This is a genomic window from Terrilactibacillus tamarindi (genome assembly GCF_009718825.1).
GTDB classification, from domain to species: Bacteria; Bacillota; Bacilli; order Bacillales; family Sporolactobacillaceae; genus Terrilactibacillus; species Terrilactibacillus tamarindi.
Window position 1 is genome coordinate 1 of sequence record NZ_WNHB01000002.1, and the last position, 18894, is coordinate 18894.

General features: G+C 36.6%; 23 protein-coding genes, 1 tRNA gene and 1 riboswitch. Of the genes, 16 read left to right on the plus strand and 8 right to left on the minus strand.

The genetic code is table 11. From position 1 onward, the window contains the following. Window positions 1–151: 151 nt before the first annotated feature. On the plus strand, window positions 152–346 hold the full coding sequence (locus tag GMB86_RS01150; protein WP_155216002.1) for a hypothetical protein: 195 nt from the start codon (window positions 152–154) through the stop codon (window positions 344–346). Between the two features lie 17 nt (window positions 347–363). Further along, a complete protein-coding gene (locus GMB86_RS01155) occupies window positions 364–612 on the plus strand; it encodes a DUF2933 domain-containing protein (RefSeq protein WP_155216004.1) in 249 nt (82 codons plus the stop codon). A gap of 360 nt (window positions 613–972) precedes the next feature. Here the strand turns inward: GMB86_RS01155 and GMB86_RS15425 are convergent, their stop codons facing one another. Genes GMB86_RS15425 through GMB86_RS01165 form a run of 3 tightly spaced genes read right to left on the minus strand, consistent with a single transcriptional unit; the run spans window position 973 to window position 2516 of the window. Continuing rightward, window positions 973–1116 carry a hypothetical protein gene (locus GMB86_RS15425; RefSeq protein ID WP_196220088.1) on the minus strand — a complete coding sequence of 48 codons (144 nt, stop codon included), beginning with the start codon at window positions 1114–1116 and terminating at the stop codon, window positions 973–975. Window positions 1117–1140: 24 nt separating this feature from the next. Then, complete coding sequence (locus GMB86_RS01160; protein ID WP_155216005.1) at window positions 1141–2007, minus strand: permease; 867 nt, start codon at window positions 2005–2007, stop codon at window positions 1141–1143. A 59-nt stretch (window positions 2008–2066) separates the two neighbouring features. After that, a complete protein-coding gene (locus tag GMB86_RS01165; protein ID WP_329602692.1) occupies window positions 2067–2516 on the minus strand; it encodes a MarR family winged helix-turn-helix transcriptional regulator in 450 nt (149 codons plus the stop codon). Between the two features lie 259 nt (window positions 2517–2775). Between GMB86_RS01165 and GMB86_RS01170 the strand changes: the two genes are divergently transcribed. Continuing rightward, a complete protein-coding gene (locus GMB86_RS01170) occupies window positions 2776–4008 on the plus strand; it encodes an alkaline phosphatase (protein ID WP_329602711.1) in 1233 nt (410 codons plus the stop codon). Between the two features lie 190 nt (window positions 4009–4198). Here GMB86_RS01170 and GMB86_RS01175 read toward each other — a convergent pair whose 3' ends face one another. Together GMB86_RS01175 and GMB86_RS01180 are read right to left on the minus strand one after the other, a co-directional pair. Next, complete coding sequence (locus GMB86_RS01175) at window positions 4199–4528, minus strand: metal-sensing transcriptional repressor (protein ID WP_329602693.1); 330 nt, start codon at window positions 4526–4528, stop codon at window positions 4199–4201. Between the two features lie 655 nt (window positions 4529–5183). Beyond that, a complete protein-coding gene (locus GMB86_RS01180) occupies window positions 5184–5738 on the minus strand; it encodes a TraR/DksA C4-type zinc finger protein (protein WP_155216007.1) in 555 nt (184 codons plus the stop codon). 468 nt (window positions 5739–6206) lie between these two features. Between GMB86_RS01180 and GMB86_RS01185 the strand changes: the two genes are divergently transcribed. Then, the gene (locus GMB86_RS01185; RefSeq protein ID WP_155216009.1) at window positions 6207–7199 is read left to right on the plus strand and encodes an aldo/keto reductase; all 993 of its coding nucleotides are present in this window, start codon (window positions 6207–6209) and stop codon (window positions 7197–7199) included. A 237-nt stretch (window positions 7200–7436) separates the two neighbouring features. Then, entirely contained in the window at window positions 7437–8324 is an 888-nt protein-coding gene (locus GMB86_RS01190; protein WP_155216011.1) for a YitT family protein, read from the plus strand. 72 nt (window positions 8325–8396) lie between these two features. Here the strand turns inward: GMB86_RS01190 and GMB86_RS01195 are convergent, their stop codons facing one another. Then, complete coding sequence (locus tag GMB86_RS01195; protein WP_155216013.1) at window positions 8397–9611, minus strand: multidrug efflux MFS transporter; 1215 nt, start codon at window positions 9609–9611, stop codon at window positions 8397–8399. A 179-nt stretch (window positions 9612–9790) separates the two neighbouring features. Between GMB86_RS01195 and GMB86_RS01200 the strand changes: the two genes are divergently transcribed. Further along, window positions 9791–10681, plus strand: coding sequence for a LysR family transcriptional regulator (locus GMB86_RS01200; RefSeq protein WP_155216015.1), 891 nt, complete (start codon window positions 9791–9793; stop codon window positions 10679–10681). A gap of 71 nt (window positions 10682–10752) precedes the next feature. Continuing rightward, a complete protein-coding gene (locus GMB86_RS01205) occupies window positions 10753–10896 on the plus strand; it encodes an acid-soluble spore protein N (RefSeq protein WP_155216017.1) in 144 nt (47 codons plus the stop codon). A gap of 128 nt (window positions 10897–11024) precedes the next feature. Here GMB86_RS01205 and ybaK read toward each other — a convergent pair whose 3' ends face one another. Beyond that, on the minus strand, window positions 11025–11507 hold the full coding sequence (ybaK, locus tag GMB86_RS01210) for a Cys-tRNA(Pro) deacylase (RefSeq protein WP_155216019.1): 483 nt from the start codon (window positions 11505–11507) through the stop codon (window positions 11025–11027). 231 nt (window positions 11508–11738) lie between these two features. Between ybaK and GMB86_RS01215 the strand changes: the two genes are divergently transcribed. Beyond that, complete coding sequence (locus GMB86_RS01215) at window positions 11739–12338, plus strand: nitroreductase family protein (RefSeq protein WP_329602696.1); 600 nt, start codon at window positions 11739–11741, stop codon at window positions 12336–12338. Between the two features lie 117 nt (window positions 12339–12455). Here GMB86_RS01215 and GMB86_RS01220 read toward each other — a convergent pair whose 3' ends face one another. Beyond that, window positions 12456–13322 carry a cation diffusion facilitator family transporter gene (locus tag GMB86_RS01220; protein WP_155216021.1) on the minus strand — a complete coding sequence of 289 codons (867 nt, stop codon included), beginning with the start codon at window positions 13320–13322 and terminating at the stop codon, window positions 12456–12458. Between the two features lie 279 nt (window positions 13323–13601). On the opposite strand from GMB86_RS01220, the gene GMB86_RS01225 reads away from it, so the two are divergent. From GMB86_RS01225 to GMB86_RS01260, 8 genes are all read left to right on the plus strand, one after another. Beyond that, window positions 13602–13718, plus strand: a complete 117-nt coding sequence (locus tag GMB86_RS01225; RefSeq protein ID WP_155216023.1) for a YfhE family protein — start codon at window positions 13602–13604, stop codon at window positions 13716–13718. Between the two features lie 167 nt (window positions 13719–13885). Continuing rightward, a tRNA-Ala gene (locus GMB86_RS01230) sits at window positions 13886–13961 on the plus strand. A gap of 232 nt (window positions 13962–14193) precedes the next feature. Then, complete coding sequence (locus GMB86_RS01235) at window positions 14194–14493, plus strand: hypothetical protein (RefSeq protein WP_155216025.1); 300 nt, start codon at window positions 14194–14196, stop codon at window positions 14491–14493. 544 nt (window positions 14494–15037) lie between these two features. Continuing rightward, window positions 15038–15153, plus strand: a riboswitch (TPP riboswitch). 131 nt (window positions 15154–15284) lie between these two features. Further along, complete coding sequence (locus GMB86_RS01240; protein WP_155216028.1) at window positions 15285–15908, plus strand: thiamine phosphate synthase; 624 nt, start codon at window positions 15285–15287, stop codon at window positions 15906–15908. Between the two features lie 139 nt (window positions 15909–16047). Beyond that, window positions 16048–16251 (plus strand): sulfur carrier protein ThiS, encoded by a 204-nt coding sequence (thiS, locus tag GMB86_RS01245; RefSeq protein WP_155216030.1) that lies wholly within the window; start codon window positions 16048–16050, stop codon window positions 16249–16251. Window positions 16252–16253: 2 nt separating this feature from the next. Next, complete coding sequence (locus tag GMB86_RS01250) at window positions 16254–17024, plus strand: thiazole synthase (protein ID WP_155216032.1); 771 nt, start codon at window positions 16254–16256, stop codon at window positions 17022–17024. Then, a complete protein-coding gene (locus GMB86_RS01255; RefSeq protein WP_329602697.1) occupies window positions 17017–18051 on the plus strand; it encodes a ThiF family adenylyltransferase in 1035 nt (344 codons plus the stop codon). Before GMB86_RS01250 ends, GMB86_RS01255 begins: the two co-directional genes overlap by 8 nt. A gap of 108 nt (window positions 18052–18159) precedes the next feature. Next, the gene (locus tag GMB86_RS01260; RefSeq protein WP_155216034.1) at window positions 18160–18873 is read left to right on the plus strand and encodes a 2-phosphosulfolactate phosphatase; all 714 of its coding nucleotides are present in this window, start codon (window positions 18160–18162) and stop codon (window positions 18871–18873) included. The last annotated feature ends 21 nt before the right edge of the window (window positions 18874–18894 follow it).

The window sequence follows — 18894 nt, forward strand, 5'->3', positions numbered from 1 at the left end:
TAATGTTTTTCAATTAATAATTGTGTTTATGTTGATTTATTCATTACAAGCTTTAATAAAGTAAATCACATGAATTCCCCTATCTTTCTACACAGAAACCACATAATTCTTAGCTACAATCAAGTTGTAGAAGAGAAAAGGAGATGACGGAATGGACTTGTCTTGGTTAACGTATTTATTGTGTCCCTTAATGATGATCCCAATGATGTTTATGATGATGAAGGGACATCATTCAAATTCGAATCATTCGAAGCAACCTCATATATCGGATGAATTAAACACATTAAAAGAACAAAATAGTCATTTGCAAAAAGAAATCCAACAATTAAAAAATAAAGTGGAATAAAAAAGGAGGACATTTCAATGTCTTGCTGCGGTAACCATCATCATGGAAACCATAACAACAAAAGTGGAGAACACAAACGCTCTCACAACTGGATGATGATTGTATGCTTAATTATACCAGTGATTGTCATAGGAAGTTTCTTTTTAACAAACAGCTTTTCTGGGCTTAGTAGTCTTCTTCCACTCGCCCTCGTACTAATCTGTCCCGTCATGCATTTATTCCTCATGCCATTGATGATGAAAAAGAGTAAAGGCCGTCATGAATAATAATAATGTGAAGCTTCCATCGGTGGGGGTTTTCTTCATCCCCCACTGATGGTTAGCTGAACCAATCGGACCTTTACGGGCAGTTGATCCCCCACCTATCTTCTTTGACTACTCAGAATCTTGAGGTGGGGGTCTTTACTTGCCGTTAAGGCGGGATAAATGGAGCCTGGGTTATAAAACGGGCTCCATTTATTACATCTAATAATTTAATAAGCAATAGTTATCAATTAGTAAAATCAATTAGCAAATCATTTTATGGCAAGTTTCAGCACATTTGTGGCAGGCTTCTGCACATTCTTGGCAGTGTGTAGCTTTATGTTTGTTACATTGAGCTCCACCCGGATTTTTACTTATAAAACATTAGTAACATGAATGACTTTCCCCTTTTACTTCTTTATCTTTGCAGCACACTTTTGATTTTTGATTGTCTTTTACTTCTACAATTTTAATATCACAGCAAGACTGATGCTCTTTTTTTACAAAAAGTTTTTTAAATAATCCCATCTTGATCACCTCCTTTCATTGAATTTAAATGATATAAAATAGAAAACCAGATATGGTTGCCATGGATATCACTGACAAAACAAAGGCAGTGACTAATTTCTTCTCAAATATAGAATGAAGAAGGGTTAATTCTGGTAAACTAGCACCGGCGGAACTAATCATGAGAGCCATGACTGGACCCATAGCCATCCCTTTTACAATGAGTATTTGTGATAATGGAATCATAGTTGAAAGCCGAATATAAAGTGGAATACCAATAATGGCTGCAATAGGGACAAGCCACCAACTCGACCCGCCAAAAGTTGACGATATCCACTTTGTAGGCACTAGTCCATGGATAACAGATCCGATAGCGGCTCCTAAGATTAGATAGACATACACGGATTTCATTAAATTAACCGTCTCCTTCCAGGCCGACTTTAAACTGAACTTTTGATGGCTTTCTTCAAATCCCATCATCGTCACTTTCTTCACGCTCTTACTAAAACCAAGCCTTTCTAATACTAAACCAATGACAATTGAAAGGATCGTCGTGATGACAGTATAGGCAATCGCCACTTTGACCCCAAGTATTGCGCCCATTAATGTAATAATGGTAGGATCTAACACCGGTGAAGCAAAGAGAAAAATCATGACAATCCCAAACCGAACATTTTTATGAAGTAGATTAACGACAACAGGTATCGTTGAACAGGAACAAAACGGTGTTATAAAGGCGAGTGCGATGGCCACGATAATACCTAAGACAGAATTTTTTCCGCTTAAATAGTACTTAAGTTTGTCATACGGAATAAACCCTTGGACAAGATTAATGACAAAAGAAATTAAAACAAAAAGAAGGGTCAATTCAAGTGCTATAGATAAAAAGCTCTGTAAGATATTCAAAAACATATTAAGCCACTCCTTTTTTTACTTGCAATTTGCAAGTATTTTATATTAAAAACGTTCTACTACCCAAGAGGAGTAGTACAACATTTACTCGATTTTGCCATACTTTCGTTTAATAATTTAATGGATCTAACAACAGTTTCCCGTTCAAATTCATTCATATGGGAGAAGACTTCGTTAAGATAGGCATTCATTTGCTGATCAATCGATTCTGCAATATAAACGCCTTCTGTTGTTAGTGATAGGATCGATACTCGTTTGTCATCTGGATCGGTGTTTTTCTTTACTAAATTCATTTTGATTAAAGACTGAACTTGTCGGCTAAACGTTGTAATATCGGTTCCTAATGTCTCGGCGATTTGCTGCATGGAAGGCTTATGCTGCTTATCAATTTCATATAAAATATGACTTTGAACAAGCGATATATCATAACCACCCGTACTGCAGCAATTTTTATTTAAAAAGCCAAAACGGCGAGTCATTACCTGAAACATTTCACGAAGATTTTCCACATTTATCACCTCTAAAAGTATTATGTATTATTTTATTGTAATTTGCAAGTATATAAATGATTTAAAATTGTATTTTTCAAATTTTAAAAGGACTAACTCATAGATGAGTCTTTTTGGTCAGTATATAACACCCATAAAAATTTACATCTATTTATTAAAAAGGACTTAGTAGATTTACATTTTATTACTAGACTAAGATCGAAAACAAAATTAATAAGAAGGAGAGATTACCTTGATTATCCAAAAACGTAAGTGGCAAATTACTTTTACCTTAGCTATTCTTTTATGTGTTGTATTTTCTAGTTTTGCATTCGCCAAACCTTCGGAGACTAAGAAAACAAAAACTCACTCAAAAACAAAGAATGTCATTGTCTTTGTTGGTGACGGGATGGGACCTTCGGCACGAGAGGCGGTTCGGTTAGCCACGGTTGGAATGAGTGATAATCTTGAAATGAATAAAATGCCCTATACAGGAAACATGCATACTAGCTCAACCAGTGTCGTGACTGATTCAGCTGCGGCAGGTACCGCCATGGCCACAGGAGTAAAGACATATAATGGGGCTGTTGGCGTTGATGCAAATCAAAAAGCAGTCAAATCAGTATTAGAATCTGCCCATCAAATAGGCAAAGCGACTGGCCTAGTTACAACCAGTCAAATTACCGATGCGACCCCAGCAGCTTTTGGTTCCCATGTTTTAAATCGTAAACAGCAAAGTGAAATCGCTGATCAATATTTAACCAAAAGTAAAGTCGATGTTTTGTTAGGCGGTGGTGAAGATTTTTGGTATCCAACAGGACAAGCTGGTGCTTACCCAGACCATCCGTCAGAAGATCCATCAGAAGAAAGTAAGGGAACAAAAGGAAATCTTGTGAAAAAGGCCGAAAAATTAGGGTATAAATATGTGACCAATCAAAAACAACTTCTTAATCAATCAAACAATAAGGTTTTAGGTTTGTTTGCGAACGAGGAAATGTTTCAACAAAATCCAGAAGGCCAAGGAGATGTCTATAACCCTTCAGTACCTCTTCCAACCATGACCAAAAAAGCGATTGATACATTATCGAAGAATAAAAAAGGTTTCTTCTTAATGGTTGAAGAAGAAGCTATTGACGAAATGGCTCACTTTGATAATGCAAATCTAACGATTAAATCTGGTCAGCAATTGGATCAATCCGTTAAAGTGGCAAAAGATTATGCAAAAAGTCACCCTGATACCCTTGTTCTTGTCCTGGGTGATCATGAAACAGGTGGACTCACTGTGGAAACGGACGACTCTACCGATGAATCTGGAGATGGCCTATCAAAAGAGGATGGTCCTTTCCAAGTTGCTCATTCTGGTCAAAAATTTATGATTGACTGGACAACAGGTGGACATTCCGCTGTAGACGTTCCTATTACAGCTATGGGAAAAAATGCACATCTTTTTGAAGGAACATATGAAAATACGTATATCCACGATGCTCTTCTTAAAGCAATGGGTATTAGATAAAATTACCCCCCTATTAAGGGCTTATAATGATTGAAAGACCTGAAATAACAACAATCATTGGAAGTTGTTCTTTCAGGTCGTATTTTATGAGAAAGTGTCGTAGCGCGTCAGATACAACTTCATAACCTTAGGTCTATGGTTTCCTTAATTTTCTCTATTGAAACAATTTGACCTTCGTTCGATATCTGTTTTATTTATTAAATTGCTTCATAACAGATATTAACTCTTGGATATGATGTTCCCCATGACCTTCTTTAATAGCATCTGCAACACATGTTTTTGTATGTCTTTCAAGAATAGAAAATCCGGCCTTCTTTAGTGCAGCTTGAATCGCAGAAAGTTGAATCAAGATATCCACACAGTAACGATCTTCTTCAACCATTTTTTGAATTCCTCTTACCTGTCCTTCAACACGCTTTAATCGATTTATAATCTTTTGTTTTTCTTCGTTTGTTCTTGGTACAGTGGGTTTCTTATTCGGCTGCATCAATGGATCTAAAGACTCATGTCGATCACACATAAACGATCCCCTTTCATTTATCTCTTAACTAAATTATACCCCTTGTGGGTATTAAGTGCAACACATTCAAAAATAAGATAACTTGATTCCTTTATTCCTTAAACCCAAAGCATAACTAACCTTAAACTTTTTTTTAATCACGTTAAAAAAAGAATTGATAGAGATATAAGGGTATCCCTTTCACGAAAATCTCATTTTTTAAATTAAAAGAGACGAATTTCGAGTTAATCTTAATTTTGATAAAAACTATCAAAATTAGACAAAAAAACAGGTTTTTTTATGTCTATATCTATAATTAGTTGAATTTCATGTCTTTTACAGGGGTATTTTTTGAATTATCGTGTTTTGAAGAAATAGGTCATTTCGTTTACCATATAACCAAGGTTAAAAGAATTAAAGATTCAAGCAAAAGAAAAATCGCCTTCCCATAAAGGGATGACGATCAAAGGGGGGAGAAGATTTATTTACATTCACAGTATAAACACAAAATAGAATTTTATACATTAAAGTGCAATTTCCTCAAATAATTGGCTCATAGTTTCTGAGCGCACCTCTCTTTTCATACGGATTCAAGTATCCGTACCTCCATTAATTCCTCTTATTATTCCTCTTTTATTGGCTTATCGAAGTATGGTGTTCCGGTTCACCATACTTTCTATAAGCTATTTTTTTTATTTAATTTGTGATTGTCATTCACATCACCATCTATTGGTTGATCCATTTGTTTTGGGCGTTCAATCTCATTATGGGATTCTGCTTCTTCAAATGTCGCCGATTTTGAGTCCTCTACTTCACCTATGGGCTTCTCGAAGTGTCCTTGTGGCTTCGCATTTAACTGTTCCTCGATAGGTGTGAGTTGATTTACTTTCTCTTCTTCTTCAACAAGTCTTTTTGTATAAGGTATCGCTTTTAACCTCTCAAATGGAATCGGTTGACCCGTCTCAATACATATCCCGTATGTCCCATCATCGATTCTTTTTAACGCATCGTTAATTTCTTTCAACTGCTCTCTTCTATCAATATTCTGGGCTATCTGCATTTCTCGGTCAACCATTCCTATGGTTGAATCAGCCAGATGATTGTCAATAGACGTTAGCTCACCTGTATCGTCTTTAACTGAATCCAATTCTTCTATTGAATTTTTCAAATCATTTTTCATATTGATTAAATCTTGCTGTAACTCATCTATTTGATCTTTACTTAAACTCATTTCTTTCAACTCCTTAAAAAGTTTCTAATTTCATTCCCTAACAAGTTGAGATGTAAACAAGTTCACTAATTTGGCCAACTGTCATTTTTATCAAGACTAATGGATAAGGTGAAAGTTGATCCCCCACCTGTTGAATACTCAGAATCCCGAGGTGGGGGGTCTCCGTTAAGGCGGGATAAATTGATACTTAATAATCATAGGATGAACGAAAAACACAATGGTTGAATTTGACCTTTTAACTTTCGACTTGAAAGCTTTGATGCTTTTCTCTTCAATAATTAGTTTGTATAATTAAGATAGCATTTTTTGATTAAAGGGTTTAACCATACTACTTTTCGGGCATATAAAACTTGTACTGTGTCTATTTTGTTATAACTAGTTTAATTCTTTATGTATGATTAATTCTTACATAATCTAGTTAATAGGCATAGACCATTTTGTAAAATCTAAAAGTTGAGGTGAATAGCTTTGGAACAAACCAATATTGGAAAAACAAACCTTCAAGCATCACGTATAGCGCTAGGTACCTGGGCTATCGGCGGAGCTGGATGGGGTGGTTCTGATGATGCAGAATCCATTCGAACGATTCACACAGCATTGGATAATGGAATTACCTTAATTGATACGGCACCTGCTTACGGGGCTGGACATTCAGAAGAAGTGGTAGGGAAAGCCATTAAAGAATATGGAAAACGTGAAGATGTGGTGATCGCTACAAAGGTAGCATTAGAATATGAGAGAGATAACGCGAGAAATGCATCAAAGGAACGCATTAAAAAGGAAATTGATGAATCATTGAAACGACTTCAAACGGATTACATTGATATCTATCAAGTCCACTGGCCAGATCCTCTTGTCCCTATCGAAGAAACAGCTGAAGCAATGGGTGAATTATATCAAGCGGGAAAAATTAAAGCCATCGGTGTAAGTAACTATTCAATTGAGCAAATGGAGGCATTCAGAAAAATAGCCCCTCTTCATACTATTCAACCTCCATATAATTTATTTGAAAGAGAAATAGAGAAAGACATCCTGCCTTATGCAGAGGAAAATGAAATATCAACCTTGTTATATGGAAGCTTATGTCGGGGCTTACTATCTGGAAAAATGTCAAAAGACCGTAAATTTGGTAAAGATGATTTAAGAAGTGGAGATCCTAAATTTAACGGATCACGATTTGACCAATATTTAGCTGCGGTCGAAGATCTAAAAAAATTAGCTCAAGAACGTTATGGGAAATCAGTTCTCGCTCTAGCGGTCCGTTGGATTCTAGATCAACCGGGTGCCAGTATTGCTCTTTGGGGAGCACGCCGTCCTGATCAAATTAGTCCTGTTAACGAAGCAATGAACTTCAAATTAGATAAGGATACTCTAAAAGATATTGATCTAATTATTGATAAACATGTTAAAGAACCCGTTGGACCTGAATTTATGGCTCCTCCTGATCGTGAGCATCGATAGAATAAAGGCTATCAAAGTAGTGTTCGTACTTCACTACTTTGATAACCAAAGCTTTTTAAACCTACGCCATCATGTCTTATCCTCAATCAACCTTTAATATTCTTCTTATTTGCATTTATACTCATATTTCAGCCTATAAGCTTACATAATAATATGGCACTATAGTATTAAAATTTGTATCCATGTTATAATTAATATAGGTGCTTTGTCGTTCATTAAAAATGGAGGGGTTTACATATGGAAACGATACCGCAATTGGAAAAGATAAAACATAAAGGGCTTACATTTCCTCAAATATTAATGCGCAGCCTTTTCATTATAATAGGTGTCACACTAGAGGCTGTCGCATTAGAGGTATTTCTTGTTCCAAACCATATCATTGATGGTGGCATCGTCGGGATTTCGATTATGTTATCACATCTTACTGGATTACAATTAGGTATCTATTTGTTTCTTTTAAATTTACCTTTTTTCTTTGTTGGGTATAAACAAATGGGGAAAACATTTACAATTACATCCATTATCGCTACAACATTACTTGCCATTTTAACCACTCTATTTATTCCTGTTCCAAGATTCACAGATGATCTATTACTTGCAGCGGTTTATGGCGGAGTTATCTTAGGGATTGGAGTTGGTCTTGTCATTCGTTATGGAGGATCTTCGGATGGAACGGAGATACTTGCTGTTTTATTCAATAAAAAAATTCCTTTTTCGGTAGGTGAAACCGTTTTATTCTTTAATATCTTTATTTTAGGAAGTGCTGGATTTGTCTTTGGTTGGAATTACGCGATGTATTCTCTTATTGCTTACTTTATCGCCTTCAAAATGATTGACATAACGACTGAAGGACTGGATTCTTCAAAATCTGTATGGATCATTAGTGATTATTCAGAAGCTTTAGGGGATGCCTTAAACGATCGACTTGGTCGAGGTGTAACCTATCTTAGTGGTGAAGGCGCCTATTCTGGAGATAAAAAACGAGTCATCTTCACTGTCATTACTCGAGTTGAAGAAGCAAAACTTAAAAATATTGTCAGTGTGATTGACCCTGATGCCTTTTTAGCTATAGGTGATATACATGATGTTAAAGGTGGGCGTTTTAAGAAACGAAACATTCACTAATACACTAATAAAAATGGCGTGACTGTATTATTTTACATACAATCACGCTTTTTTTATTAAATTCTTTAATAATTAGGAGTGGACTTCTTTATGTCTGTGTTGGAAATGTGTCATAATAACCGTTGAATAAACAACCCAGCCTGCATTTATAAGTAACAGAGCACTCGTAATAAAGAATACATATTTGATACCAAAAAAGGCAGCTAATTGCCCACCCAAGATAGCCCCACCTAAAGTGCCTAAATATTGAGCAGATTGGTTATACCCAAACAATCGCCCAGTAATGGAAGATGGGCCCATTTTTTTTACAATGGTATTAATACAAGGCAAGAGTCCAGCTGTTGCTAGCCCCAATAAAAATCGATATATCATGAGTTCCCAAGGATTCGTTGAAAAAGCTTGTGGTATAAAAACAATACCAGCAAAAATTAAACAACATAAAAGGACTTTACGCGGTCCAACTCGATCTGATAGTTTTCCAAGAAATGGAGCTGCTAGTACACTGGCAAGACCTGATGATGCCACCACTAAACCGGATATAATTTCGATATGACTTAAATTATGGGATAATTCTTTAACGTATACGGTAATAATGGGCTGAATCGACATATTAGCTAATTGAACCATGAAAGTGGTGACAAACATAGAAATAAGCATTAAACTATTTGGAATCATATTCCTTATCTCACGAAAACTTGGCGATGAATTTTTGGGCTGCTTAAAATCCTCTTTAATGAAGAAGAGGCTTGCAAAAAAAGCCACAACTAAAAGTAAACCTGTATCGAAAAATACAATACGAATACCCCAATAATCTGCAATAAAGCCTCCGATTAATGGGCCTAACAAAGATCCGCTTACACCACCGGTAGATAAGACACCTAACGCCCAGCCCGCTTTATGTTTTGGGGTTTGCGAGGCAACAAGAATGACGGCAGAAGAAATAAATCCAGAAACTGTTCCCATAACAAAACGGAGTGCAAACAATTCATAAACATTCTGTACAAATCCCATTAAAAAAATGACAATCGCCATACCTAAACTGGCACGAAGAAGCATCGGTTTTCTACCATGTTTATCCGCAAGTTTCCCCCATAAAGGTGAAACAATAGCAGATATAAGAAAAGTTGATCCGAAAATGAGACCTGCCCATCTCTCTACTGAAGCAGTATCATGAATACCAAGATGCTCAATATAAAAAGGAAGGAATGGTATAATTTGACTCATCCCGGCTGCTGTAACAAACGTTCCAAACCAACAAATATATAAATTTCGTTTCCACATGGGCATAATTTTTATAACACCTTCAATTAAATGACATACTTTATTTTTCCACAATATATATCATAAAGGGTATGACTTATTTAAACAAATATATATATTGTTATAATATAATAGGGTGCATCCTATGAAAGAGATAATTGTTATGAACTTTTATAAACTCATTTTTAATCCTTAGAGGTGATGATATGGAACTCCTTCAGTTATATTACTTTAAAACAGTCGCGCAATATGAACATATTACAAAAGCAGCGAAAGAGCTTTCAATTGCCCAGCCTTCATTAAGCCAAACTATTTCTAGATTGGAAAAAGAACTTGGTGTCCCATTATTTGATCGAAGTGGCCGTAAAATAAAACTAAATCAGTATGGGCGAATTTTTCTTCACAAGGTTGAACAGGCTTTACTAACTCTAGAAGAGGGAAAACGTGAAATTAATGACATGATCCATTTAGAACATACCTACATAACTTTAGCTGTGATGCAAACACCCATCATCCCTGATTTATTACGTGAATTTCGCCTCGATCATCCCTATGTCCGATTCCGCGTTAAACAACCCTCTCATCATAAAACACTAGAGCAACTTGAATCAGGAGATATAGATCTGAGTATATCTGCATCGACTTTCAAAAATCCCAATATTGATTGGGTTAAGTTACTGGAAGACGAAATTGTCCTCGTCGTCCCCATCGGTCATCGCTTAGCCAATCATCCCTATGTCAAACTCAACGAATTAAACAATGAGCCATTTATTTTACGGTCACATGGCGTTTTTCGGAATTTGTGTGACCGTTTTTTTAGACAGGCAAATTATCTACCAGATGTTGCTTTTGAAGTGGATGATCCATTGTCAATACGCGGATTAGTCAAAGCAGGATTAGGGATCACCTTTTTTTCAACGTTAACACTTAGAACCCTTAAAGATCCAACGCTCGTTCCTATTCGTATTGATGAGCCTAAATGTTCTCGCTCCATAGGGTTATCTTGGAACAAAGAAAGATACCATTCTCCTATTGCTATCACATTCCGTCAATTTGTTATTGATTACTTCTCAAAATTAACTTCCTCTAAAGATTAACTTTGCTGAATAGAAAAAAAGTGATCGGTCATATTAAGAAGGGGAAAAGATATCAATAGGAGTGAGACAGTTTGAGTAATCCGAAAAGACATCCTGAAAAATTTTCACCCGATCATTTAGGTGAACAGTCGGTTGCTGTAAATAGTAATAAGGGAAAGCAAATGGCAAACAAAAGTAATGAAGAACCTCTATATATCCCGCCAAAAGGAAAATGAAATCTTAAGTAGTTTATAATTCTAAACAAATCAAAAAAGAACAAGGAATAGCCATCAACCCGCTATCTTCCTTGTTCTTTATATACATTTAATTAAAACATATCACATTCAATCACTGTAACTTCTTCTTATTTTGTAACAGCCCTTACTTCACCATTTGTTACTTTAATCAAATCTGTTAACTTTAATTGTATTTGTAGACCTATTTTCCCACCACTAACAACGATTTGTTCGAACTGATTTGCATGATCATCAATAAATGTCGGGTATTGCTTTTTCATACCAACAGGTGAGCATCCCCCTCTTATATAACCAGTTGTTTTCTGTATGTCTTTTACATGTAGCATTTCTACTTTCTTTTCTCTGGCAGCCTTTGCTGCCTTCTTTAAATCCAATTCTTTCTCCACTGGAACAATAAACACATAGATCCCATTATGACCATGGGTTACTAATGTTTTAAAGATCGTTTTAGGATTTTTACCTACTTTGTGAGCAACTGAGATACCATCAATCTTACCATCACTCACATCGTATGCGGTTACTTGATACTCTATATTCTCAGCATCTAATAATCGCATGGCATTTGTTTTTGCGATTTTCTCTTTTGCCATATCATACCCTCCAGACTAAGTAACATCTTTTCACTTAGTTTACCATGTACACCCGAACCCGATCATCTAAATACCCTAATTCTGGTTCATACATCAAATAAATGAGATATGGGAAACATTATTTAGGAAGGTTCAAGTCTATTTCTTTGACTATCAATCATTAGTAAAATATAATTACTTTGAATTAGAGATATATTAATTCGTGATTTTAATTAAATGGAGGTTTTTTAAGTGTCAAACGATTTTGCTAAAGCAATAAAAGAAAGACGTTCTTTTTATGGTATCAGTAAAACACCTGTTATCTCAGATGATAAAATTATTGAACTTGTTAACCAAGCTGTAAAGTATTCCCCTTCATCTTTTAATTCGCAAAGTGCTCGCGTACTTGTTTTATTAAATGATCAGCATGATAAATTCTGGGATATAACGACGGAAATATTAAGAAAAATGGTTCCAGCAGATTCATTTGGACCTACTAACGAAAAAATGCAGTCTTTCCGCAATGGTCAAGGAACTGTTCTCTTCTTTGAAGACCAAAAGGTTGTAGAAGGTCTTCAAAATCAGTTTCCTTCTTATGCTGATAACTTCCCATTGTGGTCACTTCAGTCTTCAGGGATGCTACAATTTGTTGTTTGGACATCACTCGAAGCTGAAGGGCTTGGTGCTTCACTTCAACACTATAATCCACTTGTTGATGAACACGTACAAGCAGAGTGGAACATTCCTTCAACCTGGAAATTAATCGCTCAAATGCCTTTTGGCAAACCAACAGCTGATCCTGGAGAAAAAACATTCCAACCTCTTGAAGAACGCGTGAAAATTGCAAAATAAATAAGGATGACTTGAGAACCAGGCGAACAAAGCCTGGTTTTTTTTAGCCATCAAGCAGTTTTTCTATAAAATAAAAAGCTTTACTCTCCTCTATAAGAAAGTAAAGCTTCAATAAGGCTATTTTGGTTCAATATGTACATGGGCTTCATATACACCATACTCATGAGATAGTTCATTCTCCACATTTGTGGCAATATCGTGGGCATCACGCACATCCAAAGTTGGATTCACTAGGATGACCACATCTACAACAGGATTATTCCCATAATTTCTTGCGCGAATATTTTTTACAGAAAGGACTCCTGGAACATGCATAATCGCATTTTTATAAGATTGAAGCTTATTCTCATCAAACCCATCTGTTAAATATTTCACAGTTTCTTTAAAAATATCAATCCCTGTTTTACAGATTAATCCACCCACCACTATAGCTGCAACTGGATCAAGCCATGGGAGATGTAATTGGGACCCAAGTATACCAACAGCTGTTCCAATACTGACCCATGCGTCCGACAAATTATCTTTTGCAGCTGCCATGACCGATTGACTTTGAATTTTTTGAGCTAATTTTTTATTATAACGATAGACGCCATACATCACGATTGCACAAAAAATAGCCGTCCATGCAGATAGAATGTCCGGTGGTTTTACTTCCTCATTAAATAATGACTTTATCGCATCATACAAAACTTGCAACCCCACGAGAAGCATGATAAATGAAGCCACCATCGAAGCGACTGTCTCTGCCTTCCAATGTCCATATAGATGATCTTCATCCGCTGGTTTTCGGGCAATTCTTAACCCAATGAGGACAGCAATTGATGCTATAATATCTGTTGCATTATTTAATCCATCCGCTTTTAAAGCTTCCGAATGAGTAAAATAAGCGAGAATGAGTTTAATTCCTGAAAGAAAGAGATACGAAATGATACTAATAATAGCCCCGCGTTCACCCATCTTTAAATTGTAATATCGTTGCTCCATGCCACTTCCTCCATTCTCTCCTCCCCAATCATAACAGTTACAAAGTGAGTGAGTCTATAGCAATCATTTTTGGTCATTCTACAATTATAACACCACTGAAAAAATGTTTCACAAGGCCAAATTTTATATTACTTCAAAATGACTTAATATATGTCAGTATTTCCTATCCGATATATTTTAGTGCTAGTCAATTTTCCCAACGTAAGTTTTAAAGCTCACCACAATGGTTATTATAAATATAAAGGATCTCATTAAATTGACAAGAAAGGGTGTTGTAAAATGAAAAAAAGTAAAGAAGAAATGTTAAGACATTCCCTATCTTCCATGCAAGAAGTCAAGTATATCCGAGACTTTAAACGAGCAGATAAAGCATCCCGTGTAAAAGATAAAGGATAATCCAGATATTTAATATGGCTATTTGAATATCTCTGATCTCGTTAATGAATAACAACTCCTTTCCAGAAATTTTTGGTAAGGAGTTGTTATTTTGAAACGAATAAATTAAAATATATATTGACGGTTTTCAGTTTGTTTGATATATTACTTTTTGGAAAAGAAATCTTGGGGCATTAGCTCAGCTGGGAGAGCGCTACGCTGGCAGCGTAGAGGTCATCGGTTCGATCCCGTTATGCTCCACCAAAAAAAAGCCTACAATAACGCGGTTCCTACAAGTTGGGATACCGCGTTTTTTTATATGCCATAGTGGTCACTTGCAAACCAAACCTCTAGTGGAATGAAAGTCAAATCTTGCTCCCTTTTTTGGTTTTTTTCTACATAAGTAAGTCCGATGATTTCCTTATTTTGCTGAACATATTTATTAGAAATTAAAGCAAAATATATGCGTATCACAAAAAAAGGAGGTCAAAACAACATGCAACATCAACACCAAAACCAAAACTTTAGTCTAGCCGGAAATATTCTTCCTATATTGGGCGCTGTTGGTACAGGAGCGTTAACTTATATGTGTATGCAAAACATGCAAAATGGACAATCACCTCTTGAACAAGTTGGACAAACTGTTCAAAATGCTGGACAACAAGTCGGACAGACTGTTTCGCAGGCTGGACAAACCGTTCAGCAAGCTGGGAAAACAGCTGGTAAAATGGCATCCCAACCTTTAGATACAGCTGGAGATACTATTAAAAAAATGTCAAAAAATATTACTCAATAATTAATAAATCCCTCTTCCTTATGCGAAGAGGGATTTATTGTTAATTGACTTTTAACTGAAACAGTCATTGTAAAGGATGGATGAATTAAGGGCATCCATTCTGAATCTCTCATGACTAAAGTCACGAGGTTCTAAGGTACTGACCAAACTTCTTTTGGATGACTTTCCACTGAGTGAAAAGCTGACATCAACCACTTGTTTGGTTTCCCTTAGACTTTCGTGGACAACGATACCTGTGTATCGATTAGCGTCCTGTTAGCCCGATTCAAGACTATTATTTAAGATTGATACGTGGCAAACGTTATAGGGGGATTATACCATGTCGGATACTTAACCTACAACCGATATCCTTGCAGGTATCTACTGGTTGTAGACCGTATCCGAAGCCGATTCATCTCATGACTAAAGTCACAAGTGTTTTCGACTATTTCATAAAAACGGCTGTGACCAAAAACGGTCAAAAAAATCAAATGTAAATAATGGATTGATTTATAAATACATATGGATTAGAATGGAGTTAACTTTAAGTTAACAAACAAAATAATAGAAGTACTAGGGGTGCCCAGTATTGCTGGGCTGAGAGAGAAGCCGATTAAGTTTCTTAACCCTTTAAGACCTGATCTAGTTAGTACTAGCGTAGGAAAGTATGATAATTGGTTATTTAAACATGTTGTTTAGAGCATGCATGGTTTATAATGGCCCAGGTCTTTTCTTTGACCTGGGCCTTTTTCAATTTTATCCCGCCTTAACGGGTAGTATGGAAGTTTCACTTTATCAAAGAGGGTGTCTATTTGGAGTTACATGTATTAACAACAGGAACCCAGCCGCTCAATCACATCATTCAGCATATCCGTTATTTAACGCCTTATTTTGATTATTTTCATATTCGTGAAAAACATCGTCCTAAGGAAGAACTTTCAAGGTGGATTGAGACTTTTTTAGAAGCAGGTGTCCCCGCTAACAAGATTATAATGAATAACCATATTGATCTTGCTTTGGCCTATCATTTAGGCGGGGTTCAATTACCTGAATCTGTACCTATTCCACACACATTAAAAAAAGAGGCCCCACAACTCAGAGTCGGTTGTTCCGTGCACTCTGTTAAGCAGGCGCAGGTAAAAATGGATCAAGGGGCAGATTATCTCCTTTATGGTCACGTTTTTGAAACAAGTTGTAAACCAGATTTACCGGCACGTGGACTTTCGGAATTCAAAAAAATGACACAATTTGCGCAAGTACCAATGATTGCCATTGGTGGAATAAAGCCTTCAAATATCTCGTTGATCAGCGAAACAGGCGGGTCAGGTGTAGCCGTCATGTCAGGTATTATGGCAGTTCCTTCACCACTTGATCAATGTAAAATCTACTATCAAACGTGTAAAGGAGAGTTATCCCGCACTAACAGCAAGTATTGACCCCCACCACATTCCTAGGTAATGGACACCGGCTCGATTGGTTCAGGTTTTAGAGCCATTTGGTAGTTGACCAGAAGCTCGTTAAAGTCTTTTATCTGAATAGGCATCGTGAAATTTCAAGGAGGTGACTAAATACTAAATGAATGTAACGATAAATGGTCAAGATGTTCAACTACCAGAACATGTACGGACCATCTCAGGTATTCGAAAGCATTTTAACATTGAGCAGGCATTAACGATCATTGAACAAAATAAAAAAATTGTAGATAAAAATAGGTACGATTCGCAGCCCATTTCAGATGGGGATCGTATTGAAATTGTTCACTTTGTTGGAGGAGGATAATTATGCTAAAAATAGGAAATCAAACATTTGAATCACGTTTTTTATTAGGAACAGGTAAATTCCCTGATTTTAAAATTCAAAAACAAGCTGTCGAGGTTTCAAAAGCAAATATTTTGACGTTTGCACTCAGAAGAATGAATGTTTTTCAACCAGATCAACCTAATTTCCTAGAAATGTTAGATGTAGACAAATATACGTTATTACCAAATACGGCAGGGGCGTCAACTGCCGAAGAAGCTATCCGAACGGCACATTTAGCTAAAGCATCGGGATTATGTGATATGGTCAAAGTCGAAATCATTGGGGATTCACGGACCTTACTACCCGATCCGATCGAAACATACAAAGCTTGTGAAGTCCTTCTTGAGGAAGGCTTTATCCTATTGCCATATATTTCAGATGATCTTGTTTTGGCTAAGCGATTAGAAGCCCTTGGTGTTCATGCGGTGATGCCTGGCGTTTCACCGATTGGTTCGGGACAAGGCATCTTAAATCCGACGCAATTACAGCTGATCATCGAAACGATCAATATCCCTGTGATTGTCGATGCAGGAATTGGCTCTCCAGCTGATGCCGCTTTGGCAATGTCCCTTGGTGCTGACGGTGTTTTACTTAATACTGCTGTTTCTGGAGCCAAAGATCCTGTCAAAATGGCAAACGCCATGCGGTTAGCCATTCAAGCTGGTCGTCTTGGCTACGAAGCGGGACGGATTGACAAAAGGGAGTATGCTGTCCCAAGTAGTCCAGTTGAAGGATTGAGCGTGAGTGAGTAGTCGATACGATCGTCAAATACGCTTTGATGGGATTGGAGAGAAAGGCCAAGAAAAGATAGTAATGAAGCATGTAGGAATTATAGGTGCAGGTGCATTAGGTACACACGTTGCTGAAACGTTAGTCCGTGCTGGTATTGGCTATTTAAGTATTATTGATCGGGATTATGTTGAATATAGTAACTTGCAAAGACAATGTCTCTATACAGAAAGAGATGCCGAAGATGCCCTTCCTAAAGCCATTGCTGCAAAAAAACATTTAGAACAAATTAATCAGAATGTTCATGTAAATGCCATTGTAGGTGAATTAAGTGGCCAGTTGTTTTCTGATAAATTTTCCATTTGCGATGTGATTGTTGATGCAACTGATAATTTTGAAACAAGGTTAGTTCTAAATGACTTGGCGATAAAATATAAAATACCGTGGATTTTTGGTGGTTGTTTAGGAAGTAAGGGTTTAACTTATTCGATCATTCCTGATGAAACGCCTTGCCTTTCTTGTCTCATGAACCACATGCCCTTTTCGAATGATAGCTGTGACCTATCTGGAGTCATTGCTCCAATCGTCGAGTGGGTGGCGACCCAGCAAGTTGTTGAAGTTTTTAAACTACTAGTTGAGGATCATTCAGCATTAAGAGGTACTTTACTGTATGAAGATATGTGGACGAACGAACATATATCAATGAACGTTCAAACTCTAAAGAACCCACATTGTCCATCTTGTGGTCGGCATCGAACGCATCCTTATTTATCTGAATCGAAAAGATATCGTACCTCTGTTCTTTGTGGAAGAGATACAGTACATATTCGACCAGAGGAAAACATGAAGCTTGATATGTTAGACATGAAACAAAAGCTGCTGAAAAATGAACTGCCATGTGTTGATAATGGTTTCCTACTGCATACGTGTATAGAAGGCCATCGGTTAATTCTTTTTCAAGATGGTCGTGCACTGATCCATAATACATCTGATATGAAATGGGCCATGAAACTATATAAGGAAGTTATCGGAAAGCTAGAACATGCTTGATTGATTAATTAAGGGGAAAACATGGTGTTTTCCCCTTTCTTCACGTTTAATCATCTTTTTACTCCAACTATCATACATTAATCCAAAAGCTGATAAAGGAGTCATTTTATGCGTATCGATACTGTCGCAACGTTGGAAGACATCCAAGAAGGACAGATAGATAACCGAACAGTCATTGTCATTGATGTATTAAGGGCATCTAGTACCATCGTAACGGCATTAGAATCTGGCTTCACGTCTGTTATTCCTGTAAAAACAAGAAATGAAGCCTTAACTATGCGTTCTTTAAATTCGATCGTTGCTGGAGAATGGCATGGTAAAAAACTTGATGGATTTGATTATAATAATTCGCCTTCTATCCTTAAGAAAAAAATACATACCGGGAAAAAACTTATTCTTACAACAACAAATGGAACAAGAGCCATTGAAAAGGCCGCTTCTGCCTATAAATTACTTATTGGTTGTTTTTTGAATGCCTCTGCTTGTGTAAAAGAAGCCATCAATCTAAATCGCAATTTAACGCTTTATTGTGCAGGTACCCGCAGTGAATTTGCTTTAGAAGATGGTCTTGCCGCAGGGTTAATGGTATCGATCATGAGGAATCGAGTACCTTCTATTGAAACCTGCGATTTCTCAAAAGCAATGGAAGCTTGTTACCTTCAGCTAGCCAATCGATTACCACATCTCCTCTATTCAACGATAACTGGAAAAAGATTAGTTAAAAATCTGAACACGGAAGATATAAAATATTGTGGTCACGTAGACATTTCGAATATGGTCCCCATTTTAATCGAAAATAGGATTGTATCAATTCATCCTTAATAGTCAATATAATTATAAACC